This is a genomic window from Brevibacterium sp. K72, assembly GCF_050562175.1.
GTDB classification, from domain to species: Bacteria; Actinomycetota; Actinomycetes; order Actinomycetales; family Brevibacteriaceae; genus Brevibacterium; species Brevibacterium casei.
On sequence record NZ_CP191582.1, the window covers coordinates 634,964 to 649,442 of the forward strand.

Genomic DNA, 14,479 nt, shown 5'->3' on the forward strand with positions numbered 1-14,479 from the left:
TCGTAGCGATCGCGGTCAGGTGCCTCCAGCCTACTCGGTCACTCCCGCCGCGGTCACGACACGACCGCCCATCCCGTGCCTGGCCTTCCCCGGCTCTTCCCCGCCGAGGCGGTCGGCCCGACCAGCCGGGCCTTCCCGAGGAGGATCCGATTCGAAATCGGCGTCAGTATCGGACGGGATCCTCCTCGGGAACGGGGTCGCCGGCAGCGAGAGCGGGGTGCCGCCCCCGGGCGACCAGCCGGCACCGTCCGACCACCGACGCCCGCACCGCCGCCCGCAGACGCCGACACCGTCCGGCCACAGACTGACGGCCCCGTGACGAACCACGGGGCCGTCGTTGCTGCCGGAGCCGGCTACCTGTCCTTGCGGGAGTCGGAATCCTTGCGGGGGTTGAGCTTCCAGGCGGCGTCGCGAAGGCCCTTGCCCTCCTTGCCGTCCCGGCGCGCGGCGGCATCGCGGCCCGATCGACCATCGCGGCCTGCCCCGCCGTCGCGTCCTTCCCGAGCGGCCTTGTCGCGCTGGCGTTCGATGAGACCGCGGCTGCGCGTGATCTGGTAGTCGATGCGCTCGTCGACGATGTCGCCGAGGTACTGGTCGAAGTCATCGGCGAGGTGCTCGCCCACGGCCCGGTAAGCGGCGGCGCGCTCGATCGCAGCCGTGCGCTTCGCCTCCTTGCCGAACGCCTTGAGCGTCGAGACGCAGACGAGGATGAGCACGATACTGAACGGCAGCGCCGTGATGAGCGAGCCCGCCTGGAGGGCCGTGAGCCCACCGGCGGTGAGCAGCGCGATCGCGAGCGCGCCCTCGAGCAGAGCCCAAAGCACACGCGACCAGATCGGCGGATTCGGGTGACCACCCGAGGCGAGCATGTCGACGACGAGCGAACCCGAGTCCGAGGACGTGATGAAGAAGATCGCCACGAGGATGATCGCGATGACCGAGAGCACCGAACCGAGCGGCAGTCCGCCGAGGACGTCGAAGAGGACACGCTCGGCGACGACGCCCTCCTCGGGATCGACGAGGTCGCCCGCGCCGAAGAGCTGCCGGTAGATGCCGGCACCGCCCATGACGGAGAACCAGAAGAACCCGACGAGCGAGGGCACGAGGAGGACACCGGCGATGAACTCACGGACCGTGCGGCCACGCGAGATGCGGGCGATGAAGACGCCGACGAACGGTGCCCACGAGATCCACCAGCCCCAGTAGAAGAGGGTCCACGAGGCGTTCCATGCAGCGCCCTCCTCACCGGTGTAGGCGCCGATGTCGAAGGTCATGCCGAGCACATTGGCGAGGTAGACGCCGAGGGACTCGACGAAGTTCTGGAAGAGGAAGAGCGTGGGTCCGAGCACGAGCACGGTGACGAGCAGGAGGCCCGCCAGCGAGAGGTTGATGTTCGAGAGCCACTTGATGCCCGCGCCCACACCCGAGACCACAGAGAACGTGGCGAGCAGGGTGATGATGACGATGAGGATGACGAGGAAGAAGTTGTCGTACTCGCCGACGAGCCCGATGTGGGCGAGTCCCGCGGAGATCTGCTGCACGCCGAGGCCGAGCGAGGTGGCGATGCCGAAGACCGTGCCGAAGATCGCGATGATGTCGATGAGGTCGCCGGCCCAGCCCTTGACGTAGCGGCCGAGCAGGGGTTCGAGCGCCCAGCGGATGGACAGCGGACGGCCGCGCCGATGGATCGCGTAGGCGAGCGCCATGCCGAGCACCGCGTAGAGCGCCCACGGGTGCAGTCCCCAGTGGACGAAGGTCTGGGCCATGCCCAGCTGCGCGTTCTCGACCTCGCCGCCGGGCCAGCCGGGCTTGCCTCCGGTGGTGGCGAAGGTGAGCGGTTCGGCGACTCCGTAGAAGACGAGGCCGATGCCCATGCCCGCGGCGAAGAGCATCGCGAACCAGGAGAGGATGCCGAACTCGGGTTCGTCCTCGTCCTTGCCGAGCTTGATCCTGCCGTACTTGGACACGCCGACGACGATCGCGAAGGCGACGAAGGCTCCGACGACGAGCATGTAGTACCAGCCGAGGTCGGCGACGATCCACGACTGGATGCCGAGGATGGTCTCACCGGCACCGGTCGGGAAGACGATCGAGAGCACGGCGACGGCGACGATGACGATGAGCGCCGGCCAGAAGACGCGCGGCGCGATCATGCCGCGGCCGATCTTCACGCCCTGCCGGCGCAGCTTCTCCGTGATCGCCTCGTCCGAGTCGTCCTCGCCGATGTGGAGCTTGTCGGGCAGGTGGAGTCTGACGGGATCGGGTGCCCCGAAGAGATAGTGGTTCTGCTCCTCGTCACCCGGCGGAGTGCCCGCCGAATCTGTCTTGTCCGCCTGGGAATCAGTCATGTGGTCCTTCGTATCGGGTGCGTCCAAACGACTTTCCACCTTGCCGTAATCCTGGGCAAACATCAACCGAATTCCCATGTGGCGACCATGAACCGACCGTTCGGTTCAGTACAGTGACGTCATGCGCGCATACCCGAGATCCCCGTCCAGCTCACGCCGAGGCGTCTTCAGCTGGGCCCTGTGGGACTGGGGTTCGGCGTCGTTCAATGCCGTGATCATCACTTTCGTCTTCACCCCGTATCTGACGAAGGGCGTGGCCGCGACGGAGGAGGCCGGATCGTCCGCGCTCGGCTGGTCGCTGGCCGCGGCGGGCCTCGTCATCGCCCTCGTCGCCCCCGCCGTCGGCACCCGCGCCGACGCCGGCGGCCGGCACAAGCTGTGGCTCGGCGTCCACACCGCAATCGTCGTCGCAACGATGTTCGGCCTCTTCTTCGTCCGCGACTCCCCCGCCTACCTCTGGCTGGGCCTCCTCCTCATCGCCGTGGGCAGCGTCTTCTTCGAGTTCGCCGAGGTGGCCTACAACGGCATCATGGTCCGCATCAGCACCCCGGACAACGTCGGGAAGGTCTCCGGCTTCGGCTGGGGCATGGGGTATGCGGGCGGCCTCGTCCTCCTCGTCCTCCTCCTCGTCCTCGTCATCCAACCCGAGGTCGGCCTCTTCGGCGCCACCGACGAGGGCGGGCTGCGCTTCCGCATCGTCGCCGCCCTCTCGGCGGCCTGGTTCGCGATCTTCGCGATCCCCGTCCTCATCACCGCACCCGGCGCGAAGGCCACGGGCACCTCGGCGGGGCATCCGATCCGCGCCTTCCTCTCCGACTACGCCTCCCTCGTCCGCCGCCTCGTGCGGATGTGGCGGACCGAGCATCAGACGCTGCGGTTCTTCATCGCCTCCGCGGTCTTCCGCGACGGGCTCGCCGCGATCTTCGCCTTCGCCGGGGTGCTCGCGGCCGGCAGCTACGGTTTCTCCGCCTCCGAGATCATCATCCTCGGGGTCGCCGCGAACGTCGCCGCCGGGGCCGGCGCGATGATCGCCGGGTTCTTCGACGACCGGTTCGGCCCCAAACCCGTCATCATCGCAGGCCTCATCGTCATCATCCTCGGCGGCATCCCCATCCTCTTCTCCGCCGAGGCGGCCGTGTTCTGGGTCTGCGCCCTCGTCCTCAGCTTCTGCGTCGGACCGGTGCAGTCCTCGTCGCGGTCGTTCCTCGCCCGCATCACCCCGCCCGAACGCGCCGGAGAGAACTTCGGCCTCTACGCGACGACCGGCCGGGCCGTGAGCTTCCTCGGCCCGGCCATGTTCGCCCTCTCGATCTCGATCTTCGGCTTCCAGCGCGCCGGCACGCTCGGCATCATCGTCGTCCTCATCGCGGGCCTCCTCCTCATCATCCCCGTGAAACCGGAGGCACCGCAGATGTCGATGGCGGCGATGAGGGAGGACTGACCCCGCCGAGGCGGGCCCCCGTGCCCGTGGTCCGCTGACCGGGCGTCGGAATCGGCTGAACGGCCGGGGACCGGCTGATCAGCCGCGGGCGAGGAGGTCGTCGATCTGGCCGATCGCCTCCGTCGCGCCTTCGACCACGCCCATCTCGAGGACCGTGCGCAGGCCTTCGACGCTGTCGAAGACCGAGGTGCAGACGGCCTTCGTGCCGTCGCCGTCCGGGGTGAACGTGTAGGTGTTCGTGCTGCCGGGCAGGTTCTCGTCGATCGTGAAGGACTCGTCGGCGAACCAGTCCGTGAACTCGAAGCTGTGGGGCGCGTCGACGGCCGTGACCTCCCACAGCCCGTAGTACCTCTCCCCCTCGGGACTCGTCATGAAGTAGGTGACCCGACCACCGGGTTCGAGCGCGTGGTCGACGACGGTGGCGGGATAGGTCGGCGGTCCCCACACCCGCTCGAGCTGACGGGGGTCGGCGTAGACGTCCCAGACCCTCTCGGGCGGGGCGGCGAAGCGGGCGACCATCGTCAGGGTCTTCGTGTCCTCGTCGTGGCTGGTCTCTGTCACGGGCATGGCGTCTCCTCACTCCTGCGACCGTCTCGGTCGCCTCGACACCGACCCGGTCGGGTCGGCCTGTCCGGGGCTCACGCATCCTCGGCGAGGAGGGCGTCGATGCGCTCGACGCGGCCCCGCCATTGGACCTCGAGTTCGCCGAGGAGGTCGCGCACGGTCCGGATCGCACCGACGTCGGCACGGGTCACCTGCGACCTGCCCACGCGTTCCTTGGTCACCAGTCCCGCGCGCTCGAGCACGGCGACGTGCTTCTGGACCGCGGCGAAGCTCATGTCGTAGGACGACGCGAGCTCGGACACCGACAGCCCCTCGACCGCGACCCGGCGCACGATGTCGCGCCTGGTCCGGTCCGCCAGCGCCTGGAAGACCGCATCGGTGCGATCGTCGATGAGGGCGTCGGCGGAGACTGTCATGACCTCATCCTACAACCGAATGGTTGTAGGATGAGGCCCCGGCCGGGAGCGCGGGAGACTCGCCTGAGAAGAATTCACCGCGACCCTGTTGACAGCATCATTGAACATGCGTTTAATATTAAACATGCGTTCAACCAGCCCGCAGAAGGAGCCCGGCCGCTCCCCCAATTCGTCTCCCGAGACCGCGCAGAGGATCCTCGACGCGGCCGTCAGAGAGTTCGCCGCCCACGGGTTCGCGAAGACGACGGTGCGCGCGATCGCCGCGGCCGCCGGCGTCTCCCCCGGACTCGTCATCCACCACTTCGGATCGAAGGAGGGGCTGCGCACCGCGTGCGACGACCACGTCTTCGCGCTCATCACCGAGAAGAAGGCCGAGAACGCCCAGTACGCGGTGATGGCCATGCAGATGATGTTCGACGACCCGGTGATGACGACCGCCGTCGAATACCTCCTCAAATCGCTCCTCGACCCCAGCACCCACGGTCAGCGCTACTTCGACCACTACGTCGACCTCGTCGAGTCCTATCTCGCCGACGGCTTCGCCGGCTACAGCTTCCGACGCAGCGACGACCCGCACGGCCAGGCGGCCACCCTCGCCGTCATGGCGCTCGCCCCGGCGATGCTCGCACAGCGCCTCGAGTCCAACCTCGGCACCGGGGACATCGCCGAGACGATGACCCGCATCGCCCCGCACCTGCTCGACCTCTACCAGAACGGCGTCCTCGACTCCGTTCCCGACCAGAACCCCGACACTCCGACCAAGGGAGATGACACACCATGACGATGACGACGACGACCGCGCGCGACCGCTCACCGGGCACCTCCTCGGCGGCCATCGAACTCGACCACGTGGTCAAGAGCTACGGACGCGTGCGCGCCCTCGACGGCCTCGACCTCACCGTCGACCGTGGCGAGGTCCACGGATTCCTCGGCCCCAACGGCGCCGGGAAGTCGACGACGATCCGGATCCTCCTCGGGATCCTCCGCCACGACCGCGGACGGGTCCGCCTCCTCGGCGAGGATCCGTGGTCGCAGGCCGTGTCGCTGCACCGGCGCCTCGCCTACGTTCCCGGCGATGTCGAACTCTGGCCGGGTCTGACCGGCGGGGAGGCGATCGACCTCTTCTCGCGGCTGCGCGGCGGGGTCGACGAGCGCCGGCGCGACGAGCTCATCGAGCGCTTCGACCTCGATCCCAGGAAGAAGGGGCGGACGTATTCGAAGGGCAACCGGCAGAAGGTCGCGCTCATCTCCGCGCTCGCCTCGAACGTCGAGCTCCTCCTCCTCGACGAGCCCACGGCGGGTCTCGACCCGCTCATGGAGGCCGTCTTCCAGGAGTGCATCCGGGAGGCGAAGGAGCAGGGACGCACCGTGCTCCTCTCGAGCCACATCCTCGCCCAGGTCGAGGCGCTCGCGGACCGGGTCTCGATCATCCGGGCGGGCAGGATCGTCGAGAGCGGTGCGCTCGCCGATCTCCGGCACCTCTCGCGCACGACGGTGACCGTGCAGGTCGTCAAGGACATCCCCGAGCTGACGAGGATGTCCGGCGTCCACGACCTCGTCCGCGAGGGACGCCAGCTGCACTTCAGCGCCGACACCGCGCAGCTGCCCGGCATCATGCGGGCACTCGGCGAACACGACATCGAGTCGCTCACGGCCACCCCGCCGACGCTCGAGCAGCTGCTGCTGCGCCACTACGGAACGGAGGAGTCATGACCACCACTCGTCTGCTCGCCGCCGACGACCCTCGTGCGGACAAGCGCACGCCCGCGCACCGCGACCATCCGGCCCACCGGGCCGAATCGGGGTCGAACCTCTCGGGCCTGGGCACGATGCTGCGCTTCATGCTCCGTCGTGACCGCCTCCGGCTTCCCCTGTGGGTGCTCGGTCTCACCGTGATGACCGCGTACTTCGCCAACGCCATCGCCGTCGTCCTCGAGGGCTCCTCCCTCGAGTCGATGATGGTCTTCGCGCAGAACCCCGTCATGGGCATCATCACCGGCCCCGGCTACGGCTTCGACGACATCACGGTGCCGCGGTTCGTCGTCGGCATGTACGGCGTCTTCCTCATGCTCGGCGCGGCCCTCATGGGGATCCTCACGATCTCCCGCCACACCCGCAGCGAAGAGCAGACGGGGCGTGCCGAGCTCATCCGCGCCAACGTCACCGGCCGGCACACGCAGCTCATCGCCGCCCTCGTCCTCGCGGTGCTCATGAGCGCTCTGACGAGCCTCGGCATGGCCGCGGCGTTCTACTTCTCGCAGGCCGAGCCGCGCCCGTTCTCCTCGGCGCTGCTCTTCGGCGTCAGCGTCGGCTCCGTCGGCGTCGTCTTCGCCGGGGTCGCGGCCGTGACCGCGCAGCTCTCCGCGTTCGCCCGGGCCTGTTCGGGTATCGCCGGGGCCGTCCTCGCCGCGTTCTTCATCGTCCGCGGCCTCGGCGACATGTCCGCCGTCCAGGACGGGGACCTCGACTGGCTGTCGTGGCTGTCCCCGCTCGGCTGGGCGCAGCAGACCGCGCCATTCACCCTCGACCGGTGGTGGCCGCTGTGGCTGAGCGCAGGATTCTTCGTCCTCCTCGTCGCCCTCGCGCTCACCCTCCAGTCGCGGCGCGACCTCGCCGCGGGCATCCTTCCCGATCGCCTCGGGCGGCCGGAGGCCTCGAAGGCGCTGAGCTCGCCGTTCGCCCTCGCCCTGCGCCTGCAGCGCTCGAGCCTCATCTGGTGGTCGGTCGGCATCCTCGCCATGGGCGTCGTCTTCGGCTCGTTCACCTCGCCGATGGCCGAGGGCGCCGAGGGCATGCCGCCGGAGATCCTCGCGATCATGGGCGGGGCCGACGGCATCGTCGACGGCTACCTCGGGTACATGGCGCTCTACTTCACGATCATCGTCGCCGTCTTCGCGATCCTCTCCGCCTCCGGGCTGCGGAGCGAGGAGCAGGCCTATCGCACCGAGCCCGTGCTCGCGACCGGCGTCAGCCGTCCCGGTTGGATGCTCGCGTGGGCGGCGGTGACCTTCCTCGGCTCGCTGCTGCTCATGGGCCTCGCCGGCCTCGGTGAGGGTGTCGGGGCCGCGGCCTCGACCGGCGACTGGGACCTCCTCTGGCCGTCGTTCGTCGGCCACGTCGCACAGACCCCGGCCGTGTGGGTGCTGCTCGGGATCGTCTACGCCCTCTACGGTCTCGCGCCGCGGCTGCAGGGCCTCGTGTGGGTCGTCTTCGCCCTCGGTGCCGTGCTCGCGCTCTTCGGCGGGATGCTCGACCTCGACGAGGCGATCCTCGACCTCTCGCTGTTCGTCCACATCGGCCAGTACCCCTCGGTCGATCTCGAACCGCTCGCGATGGCCTGGCTCACCGGGGCCGCCGTCATCCTCACAGTGATCGGGGCGGCGGGCTTCCGCCGCCGCAACCTCATCACGGCGTAGGACTGCGCCGAGCAGAGGCCACGTCAGCGCACGACCTGCCGCGGCACGGGAGTCACTCCCGCGCCGCGGCCGTCTCCGTTCCTGCGGGGTGACCTCGGCTCCCGCCGGGCGGACCGCAGCCGCTGCGAACAGGCGGACTGCCGCGGCTCAGCTCGGGGTGACGAATCCCAGCGAGCTCGCGCGAGCGACGACCTCGGCGCGACTCGAGACCCCGAACTTGCGGTAGAGAGCCGAGAGCCGATTCTTCACCGTTCCGGGCACCTGATGGAGCTCGGTCGAGATCTCCGCGATCGTCAGCCCGGACGCGAGCAGGGTGAGCAGCCGCGTCTCCGGGTCGCTCAGCTGCGGCATCGACGTCTCGCTCACGGTGATCGTCCCGACCTCCCGCAGCCGTGCGAAGAGGGCGTCGCGGGTCGCGAAGTCGCCGGAGAACGTCTCGAGCGCCCCGTCCCACGCAGGGTCGTCGGCGCTGAGGTCGAGGAGCCGGATCCGGTCGTGCCACGGGAGCAGGGCCAGGGGCAGCAGGGAGCTCACCCAGGCCGAGAGCCCGATCGCCGTGCGCAGCTCGGCCACCGCCTCGGCGTCGCGTCCCAGTCGGCTCAGGGCAGCCGCCTTGAGCGCAGCGAGGTCGGCACGGCCCGACGGCGTGAGCATCCGATGGTAGAACCACGTGTCGGCGAGCGCGATCGCGCTCTCGACGCGGCCGGCGACGAGTTCGACCCGCACGCTCTGGACGACGCGGATCGCGGAGTCGGCCGACATCTGGTCGAGTTCGACCTCCGCCCATCGCAACTGGCCGAGGGCGATGAAGATGAGGCTGCGGCTCGCGCAGAGCAGGTCCTTCTCCGTCTCCGAGGGGATCGGGAACTCACCGTGGGTCTCGACCTCGTCGTTGGCGAAGAGCAGCGCCGACTCCGTCGTCGCCGAGAGCACGGCGAGGATCCGCCCGAACACGGGGACGATGGCCTGCAGCCCCCAGCCCTGCGGGGCGGCGGCGAGGTCGTCGATGCTCCTCCGCGCCCCCTCGAGGTCGAGGCGGTCGAGGGCGCGCACCGCCGCGGCCGCGCTCCACGCCGGATGGACCATGTCGTCGACGAGTGTCGGAGGCTGTCCCGCGAGGCGGGCGAGAAGACGGTCGGCGCGTTCGTGGTCGGCGCCCGTGGCCGCGGCGAGCGCCGACCATGCGAGGGCCGCGGGGAGGAGGAAGTCCCCGTCGACGTGGCGGACGCTCGCCTGGCCCTCGACGTCGTGGAGGATCGACAGCGCCTTCGAGAGCCGACTGTCGTGGACGGCGCTGATCGCCGTGAGCAGGCGGATGGTCAGCTGGGCACGCCTGGCGCCCGGGCGCACCCTGGCGGAGAGCCCGAGCTCGACGGCCTCGGCATGCCGCCCGGCCGCCGCGAGCTCGGCTATGGCCCGGATCGTCTCGAGCGGCCCCGCCGCTTCACTCTCTGGCGCCGCGTGGCCGTCCGCCCGTGCCTCCCTGCTCTCCGCCTCACCGTCGGGGCGCACACCTCCCGCCGTCCCGGAGGAGACGAAGAGCTCCCGCATCCGCCCCTGCCGAGTCTCTGCGGCGACGGCCTCGCGCAGCTCCTCCTCCCTGATCGTCCCTTCGCCGACTCCCCCGCCGAGGCGGCCGAGGACGTCCTCGGCCAGCCGTGAGAGGAGTCCGAGCTCGGGTTCCGCACGCAGCGCCTCGGCGGGCAGTCCGGCGAAGGCCATGCACGCCGAGGCGGGGGTGAGGAGGAACATCGGCAGACCGATCGACTCCGAGAGGCGGACGAGGTCGTGCCAGAGTCCGGCCCGGCGGGCGAGGGTGAGGACGTCGGAGAGGATGGCCGGTTCGACCGCCTCGGCGCCTTCGAGATGGTCGTTGAGCACGGCGACGAGCCGGCTGATGAGGCCTTCCTCCGCCGTGGGAGCGACGTCGCGGCGGTAGGCGGCGGCGAGCAGCGACGGCACGCGGAGGTACCGTCTGCCGCCTGACTCCCCGTCGGCGACGATGACCCCGGCCATGCGCAGGCGCATGAGCACCCCCTCGGCGTCCCAGAGCTCCGTCTCGACGCCGGCGGGGACGGAGGTGAGCGCGAGCAGCGCGGTCTGCTCCGTGAACGAGCTCAGGTGCGCGAGCACTCTCGCAACCCAGACATCGGCCGTGCTCAGCTCGAGCGCCGGGGCGGGAGCGAGCGAGGCGACGTAGTCGGCGAAGCTGCGGGAGCTGAGGTCGACGGCGAAGTCCGCACCGGCAGCCGCTTCGACGGCGGTGCGCCCGAGGACGAGGTCGCCGCCGCTGGCGGAGAGGAGCTCGGCGGCGAACTCCTGGTCGGCGACGCCGAGGGCGTCGGCGAAGTCCGCAGTCGTCCGGTCGGACCCTTCGTCCTGACCGGAGTCGGCAATCGAGACCATCTTCTCCAGACCTCCACCTCGGCGGGGCGAACCAGTGTCGCGCACATCGACGTACATCACGGTCCCTCTCTCCGATCCACAGCACGGACGAGGGCATGCGTCCCCGTCGCGGCTCCGGACCGATCGCTTACCGACCCGGAGCAGTGGAATCATTCTCGGGCAGGCACACGTGCGCGGACGGCGCTTCCGCGACAGCCTGCGGGAAGCCGTCAGGGTTGTGCGGGTCGGCGAAAGGCGGGTGCCCGGGCGTAGAAGCGGCCTCTCAGCCGGCCGTACGCTGAAGACCATGCACACCGTTCGCACGATCCGCCCTGACGAGTTCCGCGGATTCCTCGATCGCACCGACGGCGCCAGCTACCAGCAGACCTCGGAATGGAGCCGGGTCCGCAGCGCCGACTGGGACCACGAACTCGTCGGCTGGTTCGACTCCGGGAACCAGCCGGTCGCCGCCGCCGTCATCCGGTACCGTCGCCTGCCCGGGGTCGATCTGCGCTTCGCCTACATCCCGCAGGGACCGCTCATCGACTGGTCTGCACCGGAGGCTCTCGACCTCCTCACCGCTCTCGAGGCCCATCTGCGCACCCGGCGCGTCTTCGGCCTGCGCATCTCCCCCGCCCTGACCCTGCGGCGGTGGGACGCCGAGACCGTGCGGGCCGGCGCCGCCGACCCGGGGATCACCCGGTTCTCCCAGCTGCCGCCCGACGACGTCTCCCGGAGCGCGCTCGATCTCGCGGCCGCGCTGCGGGAGGCCGGATGGCGTGAGGTCATCGACGACGCCGAGGCGGACGCCAGCCAGCCGCACCTGAACTTCCACCTCCGCCTCGACGGGCTCACCGAGGAGGCCGTGCAGGCAAGGATGACGAAGGCCTGGCGGAAGAACATCCGCCGGTCGGCGCGGGAGGGGGTCGAGGTGACCCCGGGAGGGCGCGACGACCTCGGCGACGTCCACCGTCTCTTCGTCGAAACGGCCGAGCGGAACGGGTTCGCCCCGCAGCCGCGCAGCCACATCGATGCGATCTGGGAGGCGATGAGCCGGGACTTCCCCGGCGGCTTCGCCCTCGACATCGCCCGCCACGAGGGCACCGCGATCGCCGCGAACGCCACGGCGCGCATCGGGCGGCGGGTGCAGGGCGTGCTCGCGGCGACGAGCGCGGCGAAGCCGGAGACGCGTGCGTCGAACGCCGCCTACTGGACGATCATCCGCCGCGCCATCGCCGACGGGGCTGAGATCCTCGACCTCGGCGGGGTCGAGGACACCCTTGACGAGGACGATCACGCCACCGGTCTCATCCGCTTCAAAGCCGGGATGGGCGCCGACGCCCACGAATGCCTCGGTGTCTGGGACCGTCCGCTGCAGCCGCTCGTCTACGCCGCCTTCGCCCGGCTGCTGCCTCTGCGCGCCCGCCTCCAGGCGCGCCCATGGACGTGGTCGATTCCGACTCCGATCCGCACAGGTGCCGCCGCGGGCGGTCGGAGGTCGGCCGGATGACAGCCGATCCGACGAGCGTATCCGCAGGCAGGGTGCGGGTTTCCGCAACCGGGTCATCGCCGTGCCCGGCGACGAGCGACTTCGGAGGGGAGGGACATGGCCGGTAGGCGCGGATCCATGCTCCTCGTGACCGTGGGCAACATCATGGTCGCCACGGCGCAGTGGTACCTCATCTGGCTCTTCGCCAGGCACGCGGGCCCCCAGGCCGTCGGCGTGTACTCGTCGCTCGTCGCCTTCATGACTCCTCTGTTCGTCATCGCCCAACTGGGTCTGCGGAATCTCTACATCACCCTGCAGACGAGCGTGCGATGGCCGGTCTACCTCGCAGTGCGCACCGCGGGGATGGTCATCGCGAGCGGTCTCGCCGCAGTCGTCCTCTTCGCAGTCGTACCCGAGACCGCGTGGGTGATCGGCACGGCGGTTCTCGTCATCAAGATCGCGAACTCGATCGCCGACCTGTATTTCGCTCGACTCCAGCGCGCCGAACGCCTCCGGACCTTCGGTGTCCTCCTCATCGTCGATGCTCTCGCCACCGCCGCCGTGACGACGGTGATCATGGCTCTGGGGAGTTCGGTCGAAGTCGCCGTCGCCGCGGCGGCTGTAGTCGCCCTTGCCGGTGCGGCGGCGACGGTCCTGCTCGGGCGCCGGCTGACCGCTGCCGTCGACGACACCGGAGGGACGCCGTTGAGCGACGAGTTCCGCTGCATGCTCCGACACGGATCGCCGCTGGCGCTGTCCCAGGGAATCCAATCGATCCTCACGTATCTGCCGATCGCCATCGTCGGCTGGCTCGGCACCACCGCGGACATCGGCGTCTACTCGAGCGCGGCGTACCTCGTCACCTTCGCCAACCTCCTCGGCGCCTCGGTGCAGATCACCCTCCTCGCGGACTTCCGCCGTCGGTTCGAGGCATCGGGCCCTGCCCTGCTCCGTCAGTCGATCCGCCGGAACAGCGTCGTGTCGATGGCCGTCCTCGCACCCCTGGTCGGCCTCGCCGTCGTCATCGGGCCGCAGCTCCTCGCCCTCGTCTACGGGCCCACCTTCGACATCAGCCGCCTCTCGGTGCTCTTCCTCTCACTCGCCGCAGTGATCGTACTGCCGACCTATCTCCTCTCCTCGCTCCACCTCGTGCTCAACCGGTACTGGGTGATGACGATCGTCGGGGCGGGGTCGATCGTCGTCGTCGCGGCGGCTGGTGCCGCCGGAGGGGCCCTCGGGCTCGGTCCCGTCGAAGCCGGAAGCCTGGCAGTACTCGTCGGTGCGACCGCCAGGTACGTCGGCGCCGACGCCCTCTCGCGCCCCGAGCCGTTCGCTCAGGCACCGACGCTCAGACAGAGAGCGGGGATGTCATGACACGCGTCGATGCGCCGGCCAGGGTTCAGCTCCTCGGCTACTTCGGGTGGGGGAACTTCGGCGATGACCTCTTCCGGGAGACCTGCGTGGATCGGGCCTCACTGATGTGGCCCGACAGCAGAGTGCGAGTGTTCGAGGGCCGGCGGGCGAACCTGTCGGAGCCCTCGCCGGCCTCCCGCGTCCGCCGACTGCGCACCGCCGTGCACGGGGCTGTGTGGTCCGATGCCTTCGCCTACTGCGGAGGATCCGTCTTCTCCGACCTCTCGGGCACCGCAGCACTGCGCTCCCGCTTCTTCCCCCGCCATTCCTTCGAGGCGCTGGGGGTGTCGGTCGGTCCGTTCTCCTCGCCCGTCGACGGCCGAGACGTGGTTCGCGCCCTGCGCGGATTCGACAGGGTCGTCGTTCGCGACGAGGAATCGCTGCAGCGACTCGACGGCCGCGCGGAGTTCGGCGGCGACCTCGCAGCCCTCAACCGCCGGTTCGCTCCCGGACGGGGACGGACCGGTCGAACCCAGGAGGGGCGCATCACGATCTGTCCCTCCAGAGCCGCGAACGTGCCGGCTGCCGACCTCGCTGAGGACGTGGCCACAGCGCTCGGCGCGCACGACGGCGAGATCACCGTGCTCGCGCTCAACTCCCACCCCCGCCTCGGCGATCTCGACGCCGCGAATGCCGTCGCCGCGCGCCTGCGCGCCAAGGGAGCGCAGGTCCGCGTCCTCGACTACGGCGACATCGGGATCGAAGGGGTCATCGCCGTGCTCAGGTCATCCGCCCTGGTCTGGACTCAGCGCCTGCACGGAGCGATCGCCGCGTACCTCCTCGGAGTCCCCTTCGCGATCGTCGACCACCACGAGAAGTGCGGTGCGTTCGCCCGCGACATCGGGCTCAGCGACGGCTTCCTCGTCTCGGGCTTCGCCGAGCTCTCGCCGACCCTCGCCGTCGCCGACCACGGTCCCGAACAAGGCCGCGCAGCGGTGTGGAGTCGGACGCCGGCCGAGTACCGCGAGCGCGCGCTGCGCACCTACACACGCGCCGACGGGTGAGAG

General features: G+C 70.0%; 11 protein-coding genes. 7 read left to right on the forward strand and 4 right to left on the reverse strand.

Annotated features, from left to right (window positions below; translation table 11 throughout):
* Positions 1-353 precede the first annotated feature (353 nt).
* On the reverse strand, positions 354-2,348 hold the full coding sequence (locus ACQ1RG_RS02820; protein ID WP_063249642.1) for a BCCT family transporter: 1,995 nt from the start codon (positions 2,346-2,348) through the stop codon (positions 354-356).
* Positions 2,349-2,469: 121 nt separating this feature from the next.
* Between ACQ1RG_RS02820 and ACQ1RG_RS02825 the strand changes: the two genes are divergently transcribed.
* A complete protein-coding gene (locus ACQ1RG_RS02825) occupies positions 2,470-3,789 on the forward strand; it encodes an MFS transporter (protein ID WP_063249639.1) in 1,320 nt (439 codons plus the stop codon).
* Positions 3,790-3,867: 78 nt separating this feature from the next.
* Here the strand turns inward: ACQ1RG_RS02825 and ACQ1RG_RS02830 are convergent, their stop codons facing one another.
* Both ACQ1RG_RS02830 and ACQ1RG_RS02835 read right to left on the reverse strand, forming a co-directional pair.
* Positions 3,868-4,356: an SRPBCC family protein gene (locus ACQ1RG_RS02830; protein WP_063249638.1), complete on the reverse strand. Its 489-nt coding sequence runs from the start codon at positions 4,354-4,356 to the stop codon at positions 3,868-3,870.
* Positions 4,357-4,427: 71 nt separating this feature from the next.
* Positions 4,428-4,769: an ArsR/SmtB family transcription factor gene (locus ACQ1RG_RS02835; RefSeq protein WP_063249636.1), complete on the reverse strand. Its 342-nt coding sequence runs from the start codon at positions 4,767-4,769 to the stop codon at positions 4,428-4,430.
* A 124-nt stretch (positions 4,770-4,893) separates the two neighbouring features.
* Between ACQ1RG_RS02835 and ACQ1RG_RS02840 the strand changes: the two genes are divergently transcribed.
* The 3 genes from ACQ1RG_RS02840 to ACQ1RG_RS02850 are packed head-to-tail and all read left to right on the forward strand — an operon-like array spanning position 4,894 to position 8,185.
* Positions 4,894-5,550: a TetR/AcrR family transcriptional regulator gene (locus tag ACQ1RG_RS02840; RefSeq protein ID WP_430600474.1), complete on the forward strand. Its 657-nt coding sequence runs from the start codon at positions 4,894-4,896 to the stop codon at positions 5,548-5,550.
* Positions 5,547-6,482, forward strand: a complete 936-nt coding sequence (locus tag ACQ1RG_RS02845) for an ABC transporter ATP-binding protein (protein ID WP_193338469.1) — start codon at positions 5,547-5,549, stop codon at positions 6,480-6,482. The genes ACQ1RG_RS02840 and ACQ1RG_RS02845 overlap by 4 nt, the downstream gene beginning before the upstream one ends.
* On the forward strand, positions 6,479-8,185 hold the full coding sequence (locus tag ACQ1RG_RS02850; RefSeq protein WP_082834895.1) for an ABC transporter permease: 1,707 nt from the start codon (positions 6,479-6,481) through the stop codon (positions 8,183-8,185). Before ACQ1RG_RS02845 ends, ACQ1RG_RS02850 begins: the two co-directional genes overlap by 4 nt.
* Positions 8,186-8,332: 147 nt before the next feature.
* On the opposite strand, the gene ACQ1RG_RS02855 is transcribed toward ACQ1RG_RS02850, so the two are convergent.
* Positions 8,333-10,591: a helix-turn-helix transcriptional regulator gene (locus tag ACQ1RG_RS02855; protein ID WP_131248286.1), complete on the reverse strand. Its 2,259-nt coding sequence runs from the start codon at positions 10,589-10,591 to the stop codon at positions 8,333-8,335.
* A gap of 286 nt (positions 10,592-10,877) precedes the next feature.
* On the opposite strand from ACQ1RG_RS02855, the gene ACQ1RG_RS02860 reads away from it, so the two are divergent.
* From ACQ1RG_RS02860 to ACQ1RG_RS02870, 3 genes are all read left to right on the forward strand, one after another.
* Entirely contained in the window at positions 10,878-12,080 is a 1,203-nt protein-coding gene (locus ACQ1RG_RS02860; RefSeq protein WP_063249628.1) for a lipid II:glycine glycyltransferase FemX, read from the forward strand.
* A 117-nt stretch (positions 12,081-12,197) separates the two neighbouring features.
* Positions 12,198-13,433 (forward strand): lipopolysaccharide biosynthesis protein, encoded by a 1,236-nt coding sequence (locus ACQ1RG_RS02865; RefSeq protein WP_063249626.1) that lies wholly within the window; start codon positions 12,198-12,200, stop codon positions 13,431-13,433.
* Positions 13,430-14,476 carry a polysaccharide pyruvyl transferase family protein gene (locus ACQ1RG_RS02870; RefSeq protein WP_063249624.1) on the forward strand — a complete coding sequence of 349 codons (1,047 nt, stop codon included), beginning with the start codon at positions 13,430-13,432 and terminating at the stop codon, positions 14,474-14,476. Before ACQ1RG_RS02865 ends, ACQ1RG_RS02870 begins: the two co-directional genes overlap by 4 nt.
* Positions 14,477-14,479: the final 3 nt, after the last annotated feature.